The sequence below is a fragment of the Staphylococcus sp. SB1-57 genome (assembly GCF_017086425.1).
GTDB classification, from domain to species: domain Bacteria; phylum Bacillota; class Bacilli; order Staphylococcales; family Staphylococcaceae; genus Staphylococcus; species Staphylococcus warneri_A.
The window spans coordinates 1,047,957-1,069,915 of record NZ_CP070964.1 but is presented as its reverse complement, the minus strand read 5'-3'; the positions used below and the strand labels follow the sequence as shown (position 1 = coordinate 1,069,915).

Here is a 21,959-nt window from a genome sequence, read left to right as displayed (position 1 = left end):
TATGTTTTCACATACTACTAATAATGAATTGCTTACCTATAGGATGTAAAGTGAATTAAAACTAGCAATAATTTAATTATCAGTCACTACTTTTATAATTATTTTTTCTGCTGATCATTCATATTTTATCATTAATCGACCAATAAGATAATGCCATTTACAAACAAATAGAACAAAAAACAATTATAAAAATAAACTGATGATTAAAATTTAAATCATCAGTTTACTATATCACAATTCAATACTGGATAAAAGTTATACAAAACGGATATCACTTGGTTTAAATAACTTTACTAAATCAGATAAAAAAGCTGAATTTTTCTTAATATAACCTAATCTTGTCATCTCGTTTGTTTGATCATTAAATGATAAAACCTCAATGGATTGATTTGTATTTTCTTGATCTAAATATTGATAGAACCCTTTAACTTGGTCAACTCGTCTAACAATAATTTGTTTTGTTTGGTTCAATTTAAATGCTTCAAATGCTTCTTCTGTATAAATATCATTAAGAATCAACTGCTTTTTACCATTTCGTTGATCAAATTTTCCTTGAACAACATAAATTTGCTCTTCAGATATATCAAGTTCATACTTTTTAAATTGATTTGGAAATATCACGCCATCCAGTAAATGAACGCCATCATTCAAGGTTACGAATGCCATATTTTGACCATTTTTAGTTCTAATCCGCTTAATTTGATTAAACTGTACTAAAATAGGTTGATAGTTTTTAGCATTACTTAATTTATATATTGTTAAATATTGTTTCTTGTTAAATTCTTTCTCTACTGGGTGCTTAGAGATGTAAAATCCTAGGTATTCTTTTTCATATTCACTTATTAATTGATCGGATAACTCTTCTTTTTCTTCATATGACTGTTTTGGCGTGAAGAAATCAAATAACATATCATCTTGTTCTATATCAGTTACTTGATCAATGACTTGATCAATTGAATGTAATAACGTAGCTCGATTTTTACCGAATATATCAAAGGCACCAACTAAAATTAAAGACTCTAATAATTTTCGAGTTTTAACTCTTTTAGGTAAGCGTCTTGCAAAATCAAAGAAATCTTTAAAGTCACCATTTTGATATCTCTCGTCTACGATAAGTTTCACACTTTGGTATCCTACCCCTTTAATAGCTCCTAATGATAAATAGATGCCATCGTTGGTTGCTTTATAAAACCAATAACTTTCATTAATATTGGGTGGGAGTATTGTAATGCTCTGATGTTTTGCTTCATCAATCATGGCAGCCGTCTTTTTCTCACTGCCAATAACATTACTTAATATATTAGCGTAAAAATAATTAGGATAATGGACTTTTAAATAACTCATGATATAAGCGATTTTTGAATAACTAACTGCATGTGCTCTAGGGAAACCATAGTCAGCAAATTTTAAAATTAAATCAAAAATTTGTTTACTCATATATTCGTCATAGCCATTTTGTTTAGCACCATCAACAAAGTGTTGTCTTTCACTTTCAAGTACAGCCCTATTCTTTTTACTCATTGCACGTCTTAAAATATCTGCTTCACCATAACTAAAGTTGGCAAATTGACTGGCGATTTGCATAATTTGTTCTTGATAAATAATAACGCCATAAGTATTTTTCAATATAGGAGCTAAGTCTTCATGTAAATATTCTACTTTTGATGGATCGTGTCTTCGTGTAATATAAGTTGGAATTTCTTCCATAGGCCCTGGTCTATATAACGAAGTAACAGCAACGATGTCTTCGAAGTGTTCAGGCTTTAACTTTTTCAATACTCGACGTACGCCATCTGACTCTAATTGGAAAATACCAGTTGTATCTCCTTGAGACAATAATTCGAAAACTTTTGGATCATCAAAAGGTATACTTTCTATTTCAATGCTGATATTCAAGTCCTTTTTAACTTGATTAATAATCTGATGAATAATTGATAGATTTCTTAAACCTAAAAAGTCAATTTTTAATAAACCAATGCGTTCTGCCTCAGTCATTGTCCATTGTGTTAATAATCCTGTATCACCTAAAGTTAAAGGTGCATACTCATATAAAGCATGATCATTAATAATTATTCCTGCAGCATGAGTTGATGTATGTCTAGGTAATCCCTCTAGCTTTTTACATATTTCAAACCAGCGTTCATGACGATAATTACGATGGACAAATTGTTTAAATTCATCATTCTGATAAGCTTCTTCTAATGTGATGCCTAATTTATGAGGGATTAATTTAGAAATTTCATTTAGCGTTATTTCTTCAAATCCCATAATACGTCCCACATCTCGTGCAACAGCTCTTGCAAGTAGATGGCCAAACGTTACAATACCTGAAACATGTAATTGTCCATATTTTTCTTGAACATATTGAATCACTTTTTCACGTCGTGTGTCTTCAAAATCAATATCGATATCAGGCATCGTTACTCGTTCTGGATTTAAAAAACGTTCGAAGAGCAAATTAAATTTAATAGGATCTATTGTTGTAATACCAAGTAGATAACTTACCAGTGATCCTGCTGAAGACCCACGGCCAGGTCCAACCATTACATCATGCGTTTTAGCATAATGAATTAAATCACTTACGATTAAGAAGTAATCTTCAAATCCCATATTTGTGATAATGTCATACTCATGTTTTAATCTTTCCCAATAGTCTGGTCGATTCAAATTTAAATGATTTAACTTTTCTTCTAGTTTTTGCCATAAGTATGTTTTCGAAAGTTCACCATTCGGCGTTTGGAATTGAGGCAGTAATGATTGATGATAATTTAACTCAGCAGTACATAATTGTGCAATTTCGTCAGTTTTAATGATTAATTCATCATTAATTTCCAAATTTCGAAGTTCGTTTTTATTAAATACATGTTCATGGTAATCCTCTTGTTCAGCTACTAAATCTAATTTACTATTTTCCTTAATGGCTTGAAGTGCTGAAATCGTATCTGCATCTTCTTTATTTAAGTAACGCATGGTATTCAACCAAACAAACGATCTATTCTCTATAGCGATACAATCTTGGTTAAGATATACATGCTTTTTATCATGAAAGGCTTCAATGAATAGTTGATGGTGTTCTTCGACCCCTTTAAATATGATGATGAGATGATTTGCATAACGTTTTAACCATTCAATAGGGATATCTTCTTTCTCTTTCATTTTAATAGCTGACGATAATTGATATAAATCTTTTAAGCCATCATTATTTTGTGCCAAAAGAACAGTTTCCAATTGATACAACCCATCAGTTAAATAGACGGTCATACCAAAAACGGGGTGAATCCCCGCTTCTATACATGCATCATAAAATTTAGGATAGCCATACAAAACATTAGTATCTGTGATTGCAAGTGTTTCAATTCCTTCATTCTTAGCTTTATTAACGACATCCGATATTCTTAAGCTTGAATTTAACAAATCGTATGACGTATGAATATTTAAATACGCAACCATGTTTGTATGACTCCTTTCTGTTTATAGTTATTGAAGCTTTTTACGTAATGCTTGTGCTAGTGAATCAAATTCTTCCCAACTATATACTGAGACACCTGATGCATTAGGATGACCGCCACCACCGAAATCATTTGCTATATCATTAATGACATATTGTCCTTTAGAGCGTAGGCGACAACGAATTTGATCTCCTTCGTCTACACCAAACATCCAAATTTTTAGCCCTTGAATATCCGCTACCGTATTTATAAATTGCGACGCCTCATTTGCTTTTATCTTATATTGTTCTAATACGTCTTTAGTGATTTTTACTTGGCAGTAGCCATCACTATGCAATTCAAAGTTTTGTAATACATAACCTTGAAACGGCATTAATCGTGGGTCTTTTTCGGACATTTTATTAAGCTCAGCATTATGATCAAATGGGAAACCAAGTAGTTTTCCTGCAACTTCCATTGTATGTTGTGTTGTATTACCGAATAAGAAGCGGCCAGTATCTCCGACAATACCTAAATAAAGTACACGTGCGACATCTTCATTAATGATACTTTCATCATTGAAATGTGAAATCATATCGTAAATGATCTCACTTGTTGATGATGCTTCTGTATTAACTAAATTAATATCACCGTATTGATCTACTGCCGGGTGATGGTCAATCTTCAATACTTTCTTACCTAAAGTAAACCTCTGGTCATCTACACGTGGCGCATTCGCAGTATCACATACTATGACAAGCGCTTCTTTATAAACGTTATCCTCAATTTGATCAAATGACCCTATAAAGTTAAGCGACGCTTCTTCATCACCTACTGCATATATATCTTTATCTGGGAATTTAAGTTGTAAATAATATTTAAATCCTAATTGTGACCCATACGCGTCTGGATCAGGTCTTACATGTCTATGAATAATTACTATTTCATTTGATTCAATTTCTTTCATTATATCGTTCATAAGTGTTTCCATTTATATAACTCCTCTAGTTGATCTTTTATTAATATCCCTCAAACATTTGACATATAACTGATGCAATCGCTACTTTTTCATTTTGACAATACATCGTCACTTCTAATTTCGCAAAGTATCTCCCTACATCGAGCATTTCATATTTAACATCAACACCAGTTTCAATAGGCACTGTTTTTAAGTAAATGATATTTAAACTTTCTATCATCACATTACCCTTTTTATACTTTCTCATTTCATGTCGTAAAGTTTCTTCTATAATTCCAACAAATACTGCTTTACTTAAGGTACCATAATGATTGGTTAATAATGGAGATACATCAGTTTGAATACCATCATGATTAATAGTAATATGTTTAGCAATTTGATCATTAATCGTTTCACCAATTTGTGGTTGTCTCCCTAGTAACTGCATTGATTTCAATACATCTTGTCTATTGATAACACCGACTGCTTTTTTATTATTATCGGTAACTGGTAGAAGTTCAATACCTTCCCAAATTAATAAATGTGCACAACTTGCGACAGTGTTTGACAACTTAACACTGATAGGATGCTTAGTCATAACATCTTCAATCATATCATTGTCGTTCATATTAATAATTTCTCTACTGGTTACGATACCTACTAACTTGTAATCTTTATTTACAACAGGAAAACGTGTATGTCCCGTTTCATTCGCGATTTGTTTATAATCTTCTAAAGTCATTGTGTTTAATAATACAGACAATTCGTTTATTGGTTTTACAATATCTTCTACCACTAAAATTTCTTTTCGAATTTTTTGGTTGAACATCGCACGGTTAATGATATTTGCAACTAAGAACGTATCATAGCTAGATGACAATACTGGTAAATCGTGATCATCTGCATATTGAATGACTTCTTTTGTTGGTTGAAATCCACCTGTAATTAAAATGGTTGTACCACGTTTCAATACTTCGAGTTGTACATTTCTTCTATTTCCTATAATTAATAAAGTTTGCGGTCCAATATATCTTAAGATATCACTTAATTCCATAGCGCCAATGGCAAAGTTAGATACCGTTTTATTGACGCCATTCTTACCAGCAATAATTTGTCCTTCAACAATATTTGCAATTTCATTAAATGTTAAATTATCTATTTCATCACGATTTCGTTTTTCAATTCGAACAGTTCCTACTCTATCAATAGTTGTAACCATTCCTAGCTGTCCAGCATCTTTAATTGCTCTGTAGGCTGTACCTTCAGATACAGCTAAATCTTTGGCGATTTTCCTAACTGAGATTTTTGAACCAATTGCTAATGATTCAATATGCTTTAAAATTTGTTCATGTTTAGTCATTACGTTACCTCTTCTTAGAACAATGTTATGCCTATTATAACTTTTTAATGAAAAAAAATCATTGACGCACACTCCTAAATGATTAAAACCCTTATATTAAATTTACAACTTTTGTAAAATGATAATTTTATTAAAAAACCTTTTAATTTAAATGGAAATATCCATCTTTTTTTATTAGAATGGAAATGAGGAGGGGTGATCTTATGTATAAAAAGATTTTATTAGGCGTAGACACTCAATTAAAAAATGAAAAAGCTTTAGAAGAGGTTTCAAAACTTGCTGCTGATGACGCAGTAGTCACTATTTTAAATGCTATTAATGAACAAGATGCTCAAGCGTCTATTAAAGCTGGAGTTCACTTAGACAAAATTACCGAAGAGCGTAGTAAACGTTTAGAAAAAACACGTAATATTTTAGAAAGCTATGGTATTGATTATGATCAAATTATCGTTCGCGGGAATGCTAAAGAAGAATTACTTAAACATGCAAATAGTGGCAAATATGAAATTGTAGTTTTGAGTAACCGCAAAGCTGAAGAAAAGAAAAAATTCGTTCTTGGTAGCGTAAGTCACAAAGTTGCTAAACGAGCAACTATCCCTGTACTAATCGTAAAATAAAATCTTACTTAGCTTATTTACACTAGTTATCTATTGAGGCTCACACGCCTTTGATGGATAATTAGTGTTTTTTAATTAAAAAGGTTGGGACAAAAGCGTTTATGATTTGAGCAGAACCAAACGATGAGCAAAATTATTTTCCAAATTTTGTCGAATCATAAGATTCTGCCGATAATCCTGCTTTTGGGACGCCGTTAATCGGTTTCTCAGAGCACAAACACTATATGTCTCAACCTCATCTCAAAATTAGAATTTAACTTCTTGACCTTGTTCTAATATTTGAACATCCCCTACTTTAACTGCATCTTTAAATTGCTCTGGGTCTTGTTCAATTAGTGGGAAAGTATTGTAATGAACCGGTACTGAAATACTAGGTTTAATGAATTCATTTATTGCATAGGCTGCATCGTCTATGCCCATCGTGAAATTATCACCAATTGGAATAAAACAAACATCTACAGGATATCGTTTAGCTATTAATTCCATATCGCTAAATAAACCGGTATCTCCTGTATGGTAAATTGTTTTTCCTTCTGCTTCAATTACGACACCCATAGGCATACCTAGATACACCGGAATACCATTTTCATGTGTATAACTTGAACTATGGAACGCTTGTACATATTTAACGCTACCGAAATCTAATTCAGCTTTACCACCAATGTTCATACCTCTTACATTTTCCACACCATGATAAGTACTTAAATAGCCGGCAATTTCTGCACTACCGATAACTGTAGCATGATTTCTATTAGCTAGTTCTACTACATCACCAAAGTGGTCTTCATGACCATGAGTTAAAATAATATAATCTACATCTAATCTTTGTTCATCTAAATCACATTTATCATTTCCTGAAATAAAAGGATCTACAATGACTTTTTTACCATTTCCTTCAAAATAAATTGTTGATTGACCATGAAATGAAAGTTTCATTATCTTAGCCCTCCTAATCGTTTATATGCATATTATACCCTAGCGACTGCGTTTTATAACACGAAAGAATGGAATAATTCAAACTTTGAAATATGTAGTTTTTTAGCATAAAATTAAGTTAATCATTTAAAGGAGGAAAACTTCATGACAAAAATCAATGAAATCATTAATTATCTACAAAAAGAAAATGCTGATGCTGCTTGGATCACTACACCATTAAACATTTATTACTTTACTGGCTATCGTAGCGAACCGCATGAAAGATTATTTGCATTATTAATTCAAGCTAGTGGTGAAACTGTTTTATTCTGCCCTAAAATGGAAGTTGAAGAAGTTAAAGCGTCTCCTTTTGACGGTCAAATTATAGGTTATTTAGATACTGAAAATCCTTTCGATTTATATCAACAATCATTCGAACGTATGCTAATTGAAAGTGAACATTTAACAGTTAAACGCCAACGTGAAATAACACAAGCCTTTCATGTAGAACAATTTGGTGATATCGACCAAACGATTAAAAACTTAAGAAACATCAAGTCAATTGATGAAATTGAAAAAATTAAGCATGCTGCTCATTTAGCAGATAAATGTATAGAAATCGGTGTAAACTATTTAAAAGAAGGCATCAGTGAACGTGAAGTTGTGAATCATATCGAAAATGAAATTAAGAAATATGGTGTGAATGAAATGAGCTTTGACACTATGGTATTATTTGGCGATCACGCTGCTTCACCACACGGTGTTCCTGGTAATCGTCAATTACAAAATAATGAACTGGTTCTCTTTGATTTAGGTGTCATCTACAACCATTATTGTAGTGACATGACTAGAACAGTACAATTTGGTACACCTAGCAAAGAAGCATTAGATATATATAATATTGTTCTTGATGCTGAAACATCAGCAATTGATGCTATTCGTCCAGGTGTAAAATTAAAAGAAATAGATAAAATCGCGAGAGATATTATTGATCGAGCAGGCTATGGTGACTACTTCCCTCATCGTCTTGGCCATGGTTTAGGCTTAGAAGAACATGAATACCAAGATGTTTCTAGCACTAATGATAATGTTTTAGAAGCGGGAATGGTCATTACTATTGAACCTGGAATTTATGTACCGGGGGTTGCTGGCGTACGTATTGAAGATGATATTTTAGTTACAGATAGTGGTTGTGAAATATTAACGCATTACGAAAAATAATCCTGTCTTCAACATTATTAACACCCTCAAATGTATTAGATGCATTTGAGGGTGTTATTTATATATTGATGATTTTAAATTATTTTAAGGCATCTTCAACAGATGTGTATTTCATATTAAATGCTTCTGCAACGCCTTGATGTGTTACATGACCTTTGTACGTATTTAATCCTAAAGATAAAGCATGGTTAGATTTAAATGCCTCTCTATAGCCTTTGTTTGCTAATATCTGAGCAAAAGGTAATGTAGCATTATTTAATGCTAATGTAGATGTACGTGGTACTGCACCAGGCATATTAGCAACTGCATAATGAACAACGCCATGCTTAATGTAAGTTGGATCATCATGAGTTGAAATTTTGTCTGTAGTTTCAAAAATTCCACCCTGGTCAATTGCAATATCTACAATTACAGAACCATTTTTCATTTGTTTAATCATATCTTCTGTTACAAGATTTGGTGCTTTAGCGCCTGGAATTAATACTGCACCTATAACTAAATCACTTTCTTTAACATACATTTCAATATTTAATGGGTTTGACATAATAGTATGTACTCTTCCATCAAACAGATCATCTAATTCTTGTAGACGTTTAGGATTAACGTCTAATACAGTGACATCTGCGCCTAAACCTAATGCAATTTTTGCTGCATTTGTGCCTGCTTGGCCACCACCAATAATTGTCACCTTACCTTTAGGCACACCTGGCACGCCTCCAAGTAAGATACCCATACCGCCATTAAACTTTTGTAAAAATTCAGCACCGATTTGTGTTGCCATTCTACCTGCAACTTCACTCATCGGACTCAACAATGGTAATGAACGATCTGGTAATTGTACAGTTTCATAGGCAATACCAATCACTTTATTATCTACAAGCGCTTGTGTTAATTTTTCTTCATTTGCTAAATGTAGATAAGTGAATAAAATTAAACCTTCTTTGAAATATTGATATTCTTCTTCTAATGGTTCTTTAACTTTAACGACCATATCAACATCCCAAACTTGTGATGCTTCTGAAACAATGTCAGCCCCTGCTTCTTTATAATCTATATCTTCAAAGTATGAGCCAATTCCAGCATTAGTTTCTACTAAAACAGTGTGTCCTTGTTCAACCAAGGCATGTACACCACTCGGTGATAGACTTACTCTGTTTTCATTGTTTTTTATCTCTTTAGGAATACCTATTTTCATTCCACACACCTCCTCTATTATAGTAACGCGAAAGCCTACTAAAATACAAATGAAAGCGCCTACAAAAATACACAAAAATGTTAATTTTTAAAGTAATATTTTCTGAAAAATGTGGTAATATATAAGTAAGAAAAGACGAAAGGGGTACTGACGATGATTACTTACAAAAATATTTTAATCGCAGTCGACGGTTCACACGAAGCAGAATGGGCATTTAATAAAGCAGTTGGCGTTGCTAAACGTAACGATGCCAAACTTACAATTGTGAATGTCATTGATTCAAGAACTTATTCTTCTTATGAGGTATATGATGCTCAATTTACTGAAAAATCTAAGCACTTCTCAGAAGAATTATTGAATGGTTATAAAGAAGTTGCGACAAATGCTGGTGTTACAAACGTTGAAACGCGTTTAGAATTCGGTTCACCAAAAGCAATTATCCCTAAAAAAATCGCACCTGAAGTTGGTGCAGACTTAATTATGAGTGGTACTTCAGGTCTTAATGCAGTTGAGCGTTTTATCGTAGGCTCAGTTTCTGAAGCCATTGTTAGACACGCACCATGTGATGTGCTAGTCGTAAGAACTGAAGAAATGCCAAATGATTTCCAACCACAAGTTGCTACACCACAATTACGTGAAAGATATTCAAATTAATTGATAATAAAATTATCATTATTACGCCAGCAAATGATTACATTTGCTGGCTTTTTTATATTCTGTAGAAAATTGTTATTACTTTATTTCATAATTAATTTATCAAAATAAAGTTATCTCTATAAACTAAAAAAGGAACGACATTGTCGCTCCTCTCATTCACTATATTATTTTGATTCAACATTTTCTTCTGAAGATGTTTCTTCAGTTTCTAAACCACCATATTTGATGACATCTCTAGATATCATTACTTCTTCATCTGTTGGTACTACAAGAACTTTAACAGGTGAATGTGGGTAGTTAATATCACCTTCTTCACCATGGAGGTTTTCATTTTTCTTAGGATCCCAATAAACACCCATAAATTCTAAGCCTTCTAATACTTTACCACGAATAATATGAGAGTTTTCACCTATTCCTGCAGTAAATACAATGACATCAACACCATGCATTCTTGCAGCATATGAACCAATGTATTTATGGATTTTAGAGGCAAATAAATCAAGTGCTACACGTGCTCTGTGACGACCATGTTTAGCTTCTTCAGTTAAGTCACGTAAGTCACTAGATGTACCAGTGATACCTAATAAACCAGATTCTTTATTTAAGATATTAAGAACTTCATCTGCATTTTTACCAGTTTTTTCCATAATATATGGAATTAATGCTGGATCTAGGTTACCTGAACGTGTACCCATAGTTACACCTGCTAATGGTGTGAATCCCATTGATGTATCAATTGATTCTCCTCCATCAATAGCTGCGATTGAAGCTCCGTTACCAATATGACATGAAATAATACGTAAATCTTCAATAGGTTTACCTAATATTTCAGCCGCACGTCGTGATACATATTTATGACTTGTACCATGGAAACCATATTTACGAATACCATAATCTTCATAATAACGATAAGGTAAACTATATAAATATGCTTGTTCTGGCATGGTTTGGTGGAATGATGTATCAAAAACTGCAACATGTGGGATTTCAGGTAATAGCTTTCTAAATGCTCTAATACCCATTAAGTTAGCAGGGTTATGCAATGGTGCTAATTCACTCAATGCCTCAATTTGTTGTTCAACTTCATCAGTAACAACTACTGATTTAGGGAATGTTTCACCACCGTGTACAACTCGGTGACCAGTACCTTGAATCTCATTGATATCTTCGATAATATGATGTTCTTTAAATTTCTCTAACATCAAGTTAACTGCTTCTTCATGATCTTTAATATCTCTGACTTCAGTTAATTTTTCCCCTTCAACAAGAATTGTAAAAATAGAATCGTCCATACCAATTCTTTCTACTACGCCTTTTGTTACTGTTTTTTCTTCAGGCATTCTAATAAGCTGGAATTTCAAAGATGAACTACCAGCATTAATCGCCAAAATTAATTTTGACATAAGATTTTGTCCTCCATCATTTGTTTAGTTATATTTTTCACATTTTATTTTATCATTAATACAGTTTGAATTCTATACTGTTACAGATTATTTTTTTGTATGATTTGTGTCCATCCATTGATTTAATTCAGTTATAAAACCTTGGAATTGTTGTGGGTTTTTAAAATCAGGAATATTCGCTAGGAATACTTCAACTGGTTTTGTTACATCTGCTTTTTTCTTCTGTAATATCAGTATAGATTTACGCGCTTTTTCATTTTTAAATAACGTAGATGGTAGATTTAAAAATGCTTGCATTTCCGTTTCTGTAGTAATGAATTTTTCTAACTGTTTCACATGTTCTCCTGAGAATAACTCGCTTGGAACAACTAAAAATGCATATCCTGCCCCTTTTAATGCATTAACAGCTTGTTCAATAAGCAAGTAATGGGAGTAACTATGCCCCTCTTTGAAACCTAGTTTCATTTCTTTACTACGGTCATCTACTGGATAATAACCAATAGGCAAATCACCAATTACAATATCAGATTCTTCTAATGGTAGTGGCATAATAGCATCTTGTGGATATACATCGAAAGGTATTTCTAGGTAGTTTGCAAGGTGAACGCTCACTCTAGAAAGCACTGGATCCACTTCAATAAGATGATGCATAATTGTTGTCTCAGTTAACACTTCTTTAACAGCAGCACTTAAGTGACCTGCACCACTTGCAATATCAACCACATGCAACTCGTCATTATCTTGTGTAAATCGTTGAACTAAGAAACCTAAAATTAAACCAATTGAATCTGGTGTGATTTGATGATTAGCCTGTATATTTTCTTCTTGCATTAAACTTAAATATGCAAATTGGAATGCTTTTCTTCTATCTTGAAGAGTAGCTTGTTCTAACATTTCTCGTTGATTAGTATAGATATCTTCCATTGCTAACCCTAGATTTTCTATAAAACTTTGTCCATTTTCTTGGTTTAAAGTTTTAGCTTTTTCATCTAAGTGATGGAATAATCTTTCCATAATCGTATTTTCTTCTGCCATTTAAATCCCTCTCTATAAAAAGCATCCATCGCTTTCATAGTGAAATCAGTTGATGTCATATTATCACTTGTAAAAAACAATGGATGCTTATTTCTCACACTACTATCTAAAAGTTTCCATCTTTAGACAAATAGTTATAAATTTTTGTATGCTTCTAAGGCTTTTTCGAAATCTGGGAAGTTTGTACCTTCACTTACAATTTCTTTATATACCACTTTGTTGTCTTGATCTAGTACGAATACTGAACGAGCTAATAATCGCATGCCTTCCATCACCACACCAAAGTTTTCACCGAATGATAAATCTCTATGGTCACTTAATGTTACCACATTATCTAAACCATTAGATGCACACCATCTTTTTTGTGCAAATGGTAGGTCAACTGAAATTGTTAATACAACACCATCTTCTTGTGATGCTTCTTCATTAAACTTACGTGTTTGTTGATCACATACACCAGTATCAATAGATGGTACTACACTGATCAATTTTTTCTTATTAGCATAGTCATCTAAAGATTTTTGATTTAAATCGTTATCTAATACTGTGAAATTAGGTGCAACATCTCCCTCATTCACTTGTTGTCCTGATAATGTTACTGGGTTATTTTTAAATGTAATTTCAGTCATATATATGACCTCCTATTTATATTTTTCATCCATTAATATCATACGACATCAATATGACCAAATTCAATTTTAAACTTTTATATCTTAAAAATTCGTTATATATAGTGTTAAATATTTTTACTAAGGAACATTCGATTTATTCAAAAAGCAAATCTTATTATGAATTGATAGTACTTACGTTTAAGTCCATCTACTTCAATAAAGATTTGCTTTCATTTTAATTATATTAATTTGTAAAAAAAGGTAATAAGTAGTCATATGCATTTTTAAGTATCAATAGTGCAGTGACTGTTATAAATAACAATTTAACATAACCCACACCTTTACTTATGGCGAATTGTGCACCCACATATGAACCTATGATCATACTGACTGCCATTATTAGTCCATAAAAATAATCAACTTGTCCTAATATCATAAATAAGATTAAAGCCCCTATATTGGATGCGAAATTGAGTACTTTAGCATTGCCTGCTGCACTTAAAAAGCCAAATCCAAACATAAGTAATACAAATAACATGAATGACCCTGTACCACCACCAATAAATCCATCATAGAAACCAATAATAAGATATGCCATGACAAACATAATGGCTTTCATTCGTGTGAAAGTGGTGAACGTCCTAACTGAACCCCAATCTTTTTTTACTAAGGTATAAATAAATACTAATGACAATGCAATAATAATTAATGGTTTTAAAAGTTGTGCAGGTAATAGTGTTGCTAAATAAGCACCAGCTGAAGATGCTATAAGGACAAACGGAAACAGTTTTGATACTATTTTCAAATCAACATTACCTGATCTAATAAACTTGATGGTGCTTGTCAGTGTCCCAAATGAACTTGCTAATTTATTTGTTCCTAGTGCTACTGCAGGTGGCAATCCAATTGCTAGTAGTGCAGGAGTAGAAATTAATCCTCCACCACCTACGACTGAATCAATAAATGATGCTAAAAATCCAAACAAAACAATAATCAATATGACATATATATCCCATTCCATGTCATGACCCCTTTGCGATTATTTATTAGAATAAATCTTCCATTAAAGCATCAGTTGATTTATCTTTTTCAGATTTATAATTTTTATCTACCATAATTGTTTCAATGTTTTCGACAGCTTCATCCACCATACTATCAAAGTTAAATACACTTTCGTATTCTACAACTTTATCAAAGTCTGGTTCTGTTACTGGGTTTTTAGGGGTGAAAATGGTACAACAATCTTCATAAGGTTGAATGGAAACTTCGAAAGTACCAATTTCTTTAGCCTTTTTCACAATATCTTCCTTATCAAGCGTTAATAAAGGGCGTAACACTGGCGTTGATGTAACGTGATTTATCGCATACATGCTATTGAGTGTTTGACTTGCAACTTGTCCAAGGTTTTCACCATTGACGATACCTAAAGCGCCAATTTTATGCACTAATTGATCAGCCACTCTCATCATTAATCGACGAGTGGAAGTCATCGTATATCTTGGATGTACTGACTTATTGATTTGTTTTTGTAAATCTGTAAAAGGCACGATGTGTAATTTAATTGGACCAACACGTTCAGACATTATACGTGTCAGTTCTATAACTTTATCTTTAGCTTTTTCACTCGTAAATGGCGGACTATGGAAATGTATCGCTTCAATTGTCACACCACGTTTCATTACTTCCATACCTGCAACAGGTGAATCAATTCCTCCAGATAACATCAAAAGCGTTTTACCGCCTGTACCAACTGGTAAACCTCCGGATCCTTGAATGACTTCCACATAAATATAGATTGCATCTAAACGCACTTCTACACGAATTTCATGTTGTGGTTGTCTCACATCTACTGTTAGTCCTTCCACATTTTTTAATACTGCTCCACCAATTTCTCGCTGTAGCTCATAAGTATCTTTAGGATAAGACTTATCTGATCGCTTAACGTCAATTTTAAATGTTGAACCATGATCAAATGATTGCGCTAATTGCACAGCGACATTAGCCATGGCTTGATCATTCTTTTCTGTTTTCAATACCGGACTGATTGATTTAATACCATACACTTTAGATAATCGATGTATGATTTCATCAATATCCGCTTCTTCGAACAACTCTATGTACATACGATCTCTTTTACCTTTAATATGGAATCCTTCTAAAGGCTTCAAAGCTCGTGTCACATTAGTTTTTAATTGATTCACAAATTTTTTACGGTTTGAACCTTTAAGTGTTAACTCACCATATCTAACTATTAAGTGGTCATATCTCATTACTTCAACAACTCCTTCACTTCTTCATATATAATTTCAAATTTATCTTTAAAGTTATCGATATCTTTTTGTGTAGTCATCTGTCCCATTGATATTCTAATACTTCCTTCAATTTGTCGGCCAGAAATACCCATTGCAAGCAATACTTCATTGAGTTTACCCCTTTTAGAAGAGCAAGCGCTCGTAGTAGATACCATAATATCTTGTTTTGAGAACGCATTGACTAAAACTTCCCCTTTAACACCAGGAAATCCTAAATTGATGATTTGTGGTGCAGCATCTTCAGGAGAATTAATTTTAATACCAGGGTATGTTAGAACCATGGCTCTAATTTGTTGTTGGTAAGAAGACAATCTTTGATGCAATTCATCTGTCTGTTTCATAGCATTATTAATCGCTTTTGCCATTGATACTGCCATTGGTAAATTAACTGTACCACTGCGAACGCCATATTCTTGACCTCCACCATGTATAATGGGCTCGATATTATGTGCTGTTCTAGTGATCAAAAGTCCTTGTCCTTTTAAACCGTTAAATTTATGACCACTTAAACTCAAACTATCAATACCTTCTATATTGAACGGTATTTTTCCTAAAGCTTGTACCGCATCTACATGAAAGTGCGCTTTAGGGTAATCTTTTAGTACATTGACAATTTGTTGTATTGGTTGAATCTGCCCCATAATATTATTGACATACATACATGTTACAAGGCCTACCCGTTCATTCATTATGGACTTCAAATGCTCGATATCTATCTGCCCATTTGATTGAACATTGACATATTTTAATACAAAACCTTCTTTTTCAGCTAAATATCTCACTACTTCTAATACTGAAGGGTGTTCTAATACAGAGGTTATGATTTCATTGGCTGTATCTTTTTTGCGATAAGCTATTCCTTTTAACGCCATATTATTAGATTCTGTAGCATCACTTGTAAAAATAATATCATATGAGTGATTTAATCTTAGTGCTTGATTAATTTGTTCTTTCGCTTGTTGCAACAATTTTTCTGCTTGTAAGCCAGCCTGATGAGGACTATTAGGATTATAATAAAGTGTCTCATTAACCTTTACAAAGGAATTCAAAACACTAGGATCTACTTTGGTTGTTGCTGCATTATCTAAATAAATCACTGATAACACTTCACTTTCTACATTTTTTACTTAGCTAATTTTATATACTACTGTCAAATATCATTGATATAGTATATTTCTATACTTAGACTACTATGAGTAATTATTTATTCAGTTTAATTATATTTTTCGTTATTTAACTATTAAAAAGCATTTCTAAATAAGCATACTCATGCATTATACTATTTTTTTGTAAAAATAAAAGACATGACTTCCAATTAAATGGAAACCATGTCTTATTATTAATTAAAATCGTTTTGATTTAATTACTTGCTCTTCAATATGTTTCGTAATACCAGGTTCTACACTTTCAAGTGCTTGTTCTGAAATTTCAATAGAACGCTTATAACGATTGTTTTTAAATAAACGTTCTGCTTCATTTAAGCTTTTATCAACACTTTGGTGATCTTTACGGTATCTGTTACCATATTGAATTAGCTTTTCAGCATAAACTGCATTAATTAATACATCGTTCGCTTCATCTTCAAATGTATTCATTTGAATGACGATTTTAGCAACTTTATCTTTTAATTGTTTGACGTGAATTGGTCTTTGACTAAATTGTTCATCAACTTCACGTACTTCATAATCGATTTCATTCTTCATAATAATGAATCGTTCTGGCACGCTAGTTAAGTTAGAAGCTAATAAGCGTCGATAAACCTCTTCTTTTTTAGATTGTACGCGCAATAAGTTATCTTCTGCCTCAGCTTCGTCTTCACGTAATTGAATTAAATGATTTTGTAATTTATCTTGCTTTTCATTAATCACACTTACATGATCTTCTAAATATTGTAAATTATCTTGTACTTCACTATATCTAACAGCCGACTTAGACATTTCTTTAAGAATCTCATCATATACTGAGATAAGATTTTGAATTTCATTTTCAAACTGTCTTACGCTTTGAACATCTGATTCATTAATATAGTAATTCTCACGAACATATTCAATTTCTGTTTTCAATGTATAATTCATGTCTTTGGCTTTGAATAAGTCATCAGTGATAACATCTTTAGTTTCTTCAACTTCATTCTTTGCCTTAACTTCATGTTCGATTAAGTCATACATTTCATCTAACTTATCATTGATATATTCAAGTTTGTCATTCGCTTCATTTAATTCTAATCTACTAATCATTGGTTCTACGAAACTCAATTCTGTTTTAAGGCTTTGAACAGTACCATCTACTTTAACATGATCTAAATCATAGCCTTCGACTTTTAAATCTCTACAACCATATTTTAAATCTTGGAATTGACCAGGAAGTTCCTTTTGAGCTTCACGAATTAATTCTGGTATTTCTTCCATATATTCTTTTAATTGTTGCATTTCTTCATGTAAAGCTGAAATATGGTTATGCGCTTGAACATAATTTCCGTCAGCTTTTAAAACTTCGTATTGAGATAACTTTGGTTCAAAGTTTTCAATTTCTGATTCTAATGGACCAGCTGCTTCACCATATTGGTGACGATTAGCTAATATATCTCGTTTCATTTCACGATGATCTACTTTACATTTTTCATATAATGCTTCGTTATCTTTATGTAATGCAACTATTTCATCCACTTGTGAAACTTGATTATTATAACTTGCTTCGTATTGATCCATTAATTCATGCGCATCATCAATTTCTGCTTGAGCACCTGAAAAGTTAAACTTATCTAAAAGTTCTTCAGCGTTGTGAATTTTTTCCTCGACAGGAGCTAAGTATTGATTAGTATTTTCTAAGTTGTCTTTCTTCATTGCATCGTACTTCGTTTTAGTTTCACCTTTTAGGTTTAAACTAGATAATTTTTTAATATTTTGATCAAAAGGTAATTTTTTAATATCTAATTTACGTTCTTCAGCTTTTTCAACGAGCTGTCGTTTATTCGATCGCAAGTAGAACATGATACCCACAGCAATCAATATAATAACTATTATTGCTAAAATGATATATAACACCATATATACTTCTCCTCCTATGTTATCACTCTATATTATAACGTAATTTGTCTTTTCATTAAATCAGAAAATGTATTTATTGATAGAATATTTTAAACACCTTATACTTATATAAAATAACGGTTAAGGGGAGACAATATGTCAGACATCAAAAACACAAATTATGACTTACTACAAAAACAACTCATTAGCTTAATAGAGGATGAATCAAATTTAATAGCGATATTGAGTAACACATCTGCACTTCTCAATGATCACTTAGACCAAGTTAATTGGGTTGGTTTTTACTTAATTGAAAATAACGAACTCATCTTAGGTCCTTTCCAAGGACACCCTGCTTGTGTCCATATACAAATTGGTAAAGGCGTTTGTGGTACAGCAGTCTCTAATAATGAAACACAAGTTGTAAAAGATGTCCACCAATTTCCTGGACACATAGCATGTGATGCCAATAGTAATTCAGAAATTGTCATTCCAATACATAAGGCCAATGAAATTATTGGTGTTTTAGATATTGATGCGCCAATTAAAAATAGATTTAATAATGAAGACCGCAAAGAATTGGAAAAAGTTGTTTCGATAATAGAAAACCAAATTAAATAGTTGAATTAAAAGTATTGACTCTTACGCATAAACTGTTACAATGAATTTTGTGTGAATTAACGAAAATAGCAGTTGTATATTATTGAGCGCTATGTTGTTCCCAATGCGGACGTGCCGTGTAACTGTCGCTATAAGGTGAAGACACATAAAACAACATATCTTAATAAGCATATAACACTCTTTTTTGTTTATTCATAACAACAAAAAAGAAAAAGGAGGAGTCTTATTATGGCTCGATTCAGAGGTTCAAACTGGAAAAAATCTCGTCGCTTAGGTATTTCTTTAAGCGGTACAGGTAAAGAATTAGAAAAACGTCCTTACGCTCCAGGACAACATGGTCCAAACCAACGTAAAAAATTATCAGAATATGGTTTACAATTACGTGAAAAACAAAAATTACGTTACTTATATGGAATGACAGAACGTCAATTCCGTAACACATTTGACATCGCTGCTAAACAATACGGTGTACACGGTGAAAACTTCATGATTTTACTTGCTAGTCGTTTAGACGCAGTAGTTTACTCATTAGGTTTAGCACGTACACGTCGTCAAGCACGTCAATTAGTTAACCATGGTCACATCGAAGTTGATGGCCGTCGCGTAGACATCCCATCATATTCATTAAAACCTGGTCAAGAAATCGCTGTTCGTGAAAAATCTCAAAAATTAAATATCATTACTGAGTCTGTTGAAATCAACAACTTTGTTCCTGAATATTTAAACTTTGATGCAGACAGCTTAAAAGGAACTTTCGTTCGTTTCCCTGAACGTAGCGAGTTACCAGCTGAAATCAATGAACAATTAATCGTTGAGTACTACTCAAGATAATATGTTTATATTCTTCACCCTTTCTCTTTGGAGATTGGGTGTTTTTTTATTTCCATAAATAATTACAGGCTGGGACATAGATATATACGTCAAGTTACATTTATATTTAGGCTTTAGTTGACTGAAATGAAAAAGCACTTATAATAAGTATTTTCCTTTCTAGTCAACCTTGCCGGGGGGACGGGCCCCAAACATATAGAATTTCGAAAAGAAAATCTACAGACAATGCAAGTTGGGGATGGATAACGATAAAGAAATACTTTTTCTTTAGAAATTAGTATTTCTTATGCATGAGTTTCACTCATGTATTCCTATTTTAAAGTACACATTAGCTGTGGCTAATGCGTAAGAACCACTACATCATAAATGATTAGTGGTTCTTTATAATTTCTATCCCACTCCCTCCTTTTCTATAGTGATTTATCTTTATAATCGGTCTGGTATATCCGTAATAATGCCATCAATATTTAGGTCTATGAGTTTTCTTGCTTCTTTAGAATCATTAACTGTATATGGCATCACTTTTAAATGCTCAGCATGTGCTTTTTCCATAAAATGTTTGTTAACAATGCTATAATTAGGATTAATATAGTTAGCAATTTTTGCAATCGCTTTAAAATCTGGTGATTTATACCAATATTTTTTCTTACTTATTAACACACCTAGTTCATAAGGCACATTCATATGCGCTAATTTACTGACACTGTCAAAATCAAAAGATTGCAAGATTACCTTATGTGTTGGAACTTGTTTCTCTTTAAGTTGATCTACAATCATCTTTTCAATGCCCGGATATTGGCTTGGCTTTTTAATTTCAATTAGTAATTTTTTTGAACTTCGAGAATGTAAATCTAATACTTCATCAAATGTTGGAATTTGTTCGCCTTCAAAATGACCCTGATGATAAGAACCAAAATCCAATTTTTTTAATTCTTCTAATGTATAATCTTTAACTTTACCTTTACCATTAGATGTACGATCTATCGTATCGTCGTGAATGACAACAAGTTGCTTATCCTTAGTATAATGTATGTCAATTTCTAACATATCTATAGGTAATGCGAAAGCATGTTGGTAGCCTATTAATGTATTTTCAGGATAGTCTTGTGGTAAACCACGATGAGCAATTAATTGATATGATGGATTTGAATGTTCATTCGACATGAAAGTCACCTTTCTTTTAATCTGATTAATAATATTCTAAACTTAAATTACCATAATGACACAGGAGGTCAATCTAAATGGTCCAACATGACTTTAAAGTTCAAACCACTTGGCAAGGTGGTAGAAATGAAGTTGGTCAAGTAACTGGCGACGTGATTAATGAACAAATATCTATTCCAGCCTCTTTAGAAGGTACTGGTGTGGGTACCAATCCTGACGAACTATTAGTTAGCGCAGCATCATCTTGCTATATTATTTCCTTGGCAGCAACACTTGAAAGAGCTGGTTATAAAGACATTTCAATTACACAGCAATCCATCGGCAATGCTGTATTTGAAAATGCAAAATTCAAAATGACATCCATTACACATTATCCAGAAATCAAAGTAGCAGACAAAGATAAAGACAATTTAGAAAAGCGATTACCAAAATTATTAAAAATTGCTGATAATAATTGTATGATTTCTAACTCGATTAAAAACAACGTCATAGTTCACATTGAACCAATTATAAAATAACTATAAAGCTGTCAGATTGATGAAAATCATTGCTTAAATCTGACAGCGATTTATTTAACCTTTTAAATTTTCAGAATATTTGTTAAA

General features: G+C 32.4%; 19 protein-coding genes. 6 read left to right on the top strand and 13 right to left on the bottom strand.

Annotated features, from left to right (window positions below; translation table 11 throughout):
* Nucleotides 1-255 precede the first annotated feature (255 nt).
* The 3 genes from JX000_RS05330 to JX000_RS05320 are packed head-to-tail and all read right to left on the bottom strand — an operon-like array spanning nucleotide 256 to nucleotide 5,746.
* Nucleotides 256-3,450 carry a DNA polymerase III subunit alpha gene (locus tag JX000_RS05330; protein ID WP_145506603.1) on the bottom strand — a complete coding sequence of 1,065 codons (3,195 nt, stop codon included), beginning with the start codon at nucleotides 3,448-3,450 and terminating at the stop codon, nucleotides 256-258.
* Between the two features lie 27 nt (nucleotides 3,451-3,477).
* The gene (locus JX000_RS05325; protein ID WP_206140969.1) at nucleotides 3,478-4,419 is read right to left on the bottom strand and encodes a DHH family phosphoesterase; all 942 of its coding nucleotides are present in this window, start codon (nucleotides 4,417-4,419) and stop codon (nucleotides 3,478-3,480) included.
* A 28-nt stretch (nucleotides 4,420-4,447) separates the two neighbouring features.
* Nucleotides 4,448-5,746 carry a DRTGG domain-containing protein gene (locus JX000_RS05320; RefSeq protein ID WP_206140968.1) on the bottom strand — a complete coding sequence of 433 codons (1,299 nt, stop codon included), beginning with the start codon at nucleotides 5,744-5,746 and terminating at the stop codon, nucleotides 4,448-4,450.
* A gap of 203 nt (nucleotides 5,747-5,949) precedes the next feature.
* On the opposite strand from JX000_RS05320, the gene JX000_RS05315 reads away from it, so the two are divergent.
* A complete protein-coding gene (locus JX000_RS05315; protein ID WP_002452208.1) occupies nucleotides 5,950-6,363 on the top strand; it encodes a universal stress protein in 414 nt (137 codons plus the stop codon).
* A gap of 246 nt (nucleotides 6,364-6,609) precedes the next feature.
* On the opposite strand, the gene JX000_RS05310 is transcribed toward JX000_RS05315, so the two are convergent.
* Complete coding sequence (locus JX000_RS05310) at nucleotides 6,610-7,299, bottom strand: metal-dependent hydrolase (RefSeq protein ID WP_206140967.1); 690 nt, start codon at nucleotides 7,297-7,299, stop codon at nucleotides 6,610-6,612.
* Nucleotides 7,300-7,443: 144 nt separating this feature from the next.
* On the opposite strand from JX000_RS05310, the gene JX000_RS05305 reads away from it, so the two are divergent.
* Nucleotides 7,444-8,499, top strand: coding sequence for a M24 family metallopeptidase (locus tag JX000_RS05305; RefSeq protein WP_124227837.1), 1,056 nt, complete (start codon nucleotides 7,444-7,446; stop codon nucleotides 8,497-8,499).
* A gap of 79 nt (nucleotides 8,500-8,578) precedes the next feature.
* Here the strand turns inward: JX000_RS05305 and ald are convergent, their stop codons facing one another.
* On the bottom strand, nucleotides 8,579-9,694 hold the full coding sequence (ald, locus tag JX000_RS05300) for an alanine dehydrogenase (RefSeq protein ID WP_206140966.1): 1,116 nt from the start codon (nucleotides 9,692-9,694) through the stop codon (nucleotides 8,579-8,581).
* 153 nt (nucleotides 9,695-9,847) lie between these two features.
* Here ald and JX000_RS05295 point away from each other — a divergent pair, with 153 nt between their 5' ends.
* On the top strand, nucleotides 9,848-10,348 hold the full coding sequence (locus tag JX000_RS05295) for a universal stress protein (protein ID WP_002452204.1): 501 nt from the start codon (nucleotides 9,848-9,850) through the stop codon (nucleotides 10,346-10,348).
* A 167-nt stretch (nucleotides 10,349-10,515) separates the two neighbouring features.
* On the opposite strand, the gene JX000_RS05290 is transcribed toward JX000_RS05295, so the two are convergent.
* From JX000_RS05290 to ezrA, 7 genes are all read right to left on the bottom strand, one after another.
* A complete protein-coding gene (locus JX000_RS05290) occupies nucleotides 10,516-11,754 on the bottom strand; it encodes an acetate kinase (RefSeq protein WP_002452203.1) in 1,239 nt (412 codons plus the stop codon).
* 87 nt (nucleotides 11,755-11,841) lie between these two features.
* Nucleotides 11,842-12,789 (bottom strand): class I SAM-dependent methyltransferase, encoded by a 948-nt coding sequence (locus tag JX000_RS05285; protein WP_002452202.1) that lies wholly within the window; start codon nucleotides 12,787-12,789, stop codon nucleotides 11,842-11,844.
* A 134-nt stretch (nucleotides 12,790-12,923) separates the two neighbouring features.
* Entirely contained in the window at nucleotides 12,924-13,418 is a 495-nt protein-coding gene (gene tpx, locus JX000_RS05280; RefSeq protein ID WP_002452201.1) for a thiol peroxidase, read from the bottom strand.
* A gap of 226 nt (nucleotides 13,419-13,644) precedes the next feature.
* The gene (locus JX000_RS05275) at nucleotides 13,645-14,421 is read right to left on the bottom strand and encodes a TSUP family transporter (protein ID WP_206140965.1); all 777 of its coding nucleotides are present in this window, start codon (nucleotides 14,419-14,421) and stop codon (nucleotides 13,645-13,647) included.
* 25 nt (nucleotides 14,422-14,446) lie between these two features.
* Nucleotides 14,447-15,670 (bottom strand): tRNA uracil 4-sulfurtransferase ThiI, encoded by a 1,224-nt coding sequence (gene thiI / locus JX000_RS05270; RefSeq protein ID WP_145506607.1) that lies wholly within the window; start codon nucleotides 15,668-15,670, stop codon nucleotides 14,447-14,449.
* Nucleotides 15,670-16,809, bottom strand: coding sequence for a cysteine desulfurase family protein (locus JX000_RS05265; protein ID WP_206140964.1), 1,140 nt, complete (start codon nucleotides 16,807-16,809; stop codon nucleotides 15,670-15,672). The genes thiI and JX000_RS05265 overlap by 1 nt, the downstream gene beginning before the upstream one ends.
* A gap of 246 nt (nucleotides 16,810-17,055) precedes the next feature.
* The gene (ezrA, locus tag JX000_RS05260) at nucleotides 17,056-18,759 is read right to left on the bottom strand and encodes a septation ring formation regulator EzrA (protein ID WP_206140963.1); all 1,704 of its coding nucleotides are present in this window, start codon (nucleotides 18,757-18,759) and stop codon (nucleotides 17,056-17,058) included.
* A 135-nt stretch (nucleotides 18,760-18,894) separates the two neighbouring features.
* Between ezrA and JX000_RS05255 the strand changes: the two genes are divergently transcribed.
* Both JX000_RS05255 and rpsD read left to right on the top strand, forming a co-directional pair.
* Nucleotides 18,895-19,359 carry a GAF domain-containing protein gene (locus JX000_RS05255; RefSeq protein WP_002452196.1) on the top strand — a complete coding sequence of 155 codons (465 nt, stop codon included), beginning with the start codon at nucleotides 18,895-18,897 and terminating at the stop codon, nucleotides 19,357-19,359.
* Between the two features lie 228 nt (nucleotides 19,360-19,587).
* Nucleotides 19,588-20,190: a 30S ribosomal protein S4 gene (gene rpsD, locus JX000_RS05250; RefSeq protein WP_002467124.1), complete on the top strand. Its 603-nt coding sequence runs from the start codon at nucleotides 19,588-19,590 to the stop codon at nucleotides 20,188-20,190.
* 426 nt (nucleotides 20,191-20,616) lie between these two features.
* Here rpsD and JX000_RS05245 read toward each other — a convergent pair whose 3' ends face one another.
* Nucleotides 20,617-21,354, bottom strand: a complete 738-nt coding sequence (locus JX000_RS05245) for a glycerophosphodiester phosphodiesterase (protein WP_124227844.1) — start codon at nucleotides 21,352-21,354, stop codon at nucleotides 20,617-20,619.
* A 77-nt stretch (nucleotides 21,355-21,431) separates the two neighbouring features.
* Between JX000_RS05245 and JX000_RS05240 the strand changes: the two genes are divergently transcribed.
* A complete protein-coding gene (locus JX000_RS05240) occupies nucleotides 21,432-21,872 on the top strand; it encodes an OsmC family protein (protein WP_002452193.1) in 441 nt (146 codons plus the stop codon).
* Nucleotides 21,873-21,959: the final 87 nt, after the last annotated feature.

What these genes read in the sequence shown, in the direction of transcription:
- JX000_RS05330 (WP_145506603.1), bottom strand. Translation starts at nt 3,450, where the DNA reads ATGGTTGCGTATTTAAATATTCATACGTCATACGATTTGTTAAATTCA.
- JX000_RS05325 (WP_206140969.1), bottom strand. Translation starts at nt 4,419, where the DNA reads ATGGAAACACTTATGAACGATATAATGAAAGAAATTGAATCAAATGAA.
- JX000_RS05320 (WP_206140968.1), bottom strand. Translation starts at nt 5,746, where the DNA reads ATGACTAAACATGAACAAATTTTAAAGCATATTGAATCATTAGCAATT.
- JX000_RS05315 (WP_002452208.1), top strand. Translation starts at nt 5,950, where the DNA reads ATGTATAAAAAGATTTTATTAGGCGTAGACACTCAATTAAAAAATGAA.
- JX000_RS05310 (WP_206140967.1), bottom strand. Translation starts at nt 7,299, where the DNA reads ATGAAACTTTCATTTCATGGTCAATCAACAATTTATTTTGAAGGAAAT.
- JX000_RS05305 (WP_124227837.1), top strand. Translation starts at nt 7,444, where the DNA reads ATGACAAAAATCAATGAAATCATTAATTATCTACAAAAAGAAAATGCT.
- ald (WP_206140966.1), bottom strand. Translation starts at nt 9,694, where the DNA reads ATGAAAATAGGTATTCCTAAAGAGATAAAAAACAATGAAAACAGAGTA.
- JX000_RS05295 (WP_002452204.1), top strand. Translation starts at nt 9,848, where the DNA reads ATGATTACTTACAAAAATATTTTAATCGCAGTCGACGGTTCACACGAA.
- JX000_RS05290 (WP_002452203.1), bottom strand. Translation starts at nt 11,754, where the DNA reads ATGTCAAAATTAATTTTGGCGATTAATGCTGGTAGTTCATCTTTGAAA.
- JX000_RS05285 (WP_002452202.1), bottom strand. Translation starts at nt 12,789, where the DNA reads ATGGCAGAAGAAAATACGATTATGGAAAGATTATTCCATCACTTAGAT.
- tpx (WP_002452201.1), bottom strand. Translation starts at nt 13,418, where the DNA reads ATGACTGAAATTACATTTAAAAATAACCCAGTAACATTATCAGGACAA.
- JX000_RS05275 (WP_206140965.1), bottom strand. Translation starts at nt 14,421, where the DNA reads ATGGAATGGGATATATATGTCATATTGATTATTGTTTTGTTTGGATTT.
- thiI (WP_145506607.1), bottom strand. Translation starts at nt 15,670, where the DNA reads ATGAGATATGACCACTTAATAGTTAGATATGGTGAGTTAACACTTAAA.
- ezrA (WP_206140963.1), bottom strand. Translation starts at nt 18,759, where the DNA reads ATGGTGTTATATATCATTTTAGCAATAATAGTTATTATATTGATTGCT.
- JX000_RS05255 (WP_002452196.1), top strand. Translation starts at nt 18,895, where the DNA reads ATGTCAGACATCAAAAACACAAATTATGACTTACTACAAAAACAACTC.
- rpsD (WP_002467124.1), top strand. Translation starts at nt 19,588, where the DNA reads ATGGCTCGATTCAGAGGTTCAAACTGGAAAAAATCTCGTCGCTTAGGT.
- JX000_RS05245 (WP_124227844.1), bottom strand. Translation starts at nt 21,354, where the DNA reads ATGTCGAATGAACATTCAAATCCATCATATCAATTAATTGCTCATCGT.
- JX000_RS05240 (WP_002452193.1), top strand. Translation starts at nt 21,432, where the DNA reads ATGGTCCAACATGACTTTAAAGTTCAAACCACTTGGCAAGGTGGTAGA.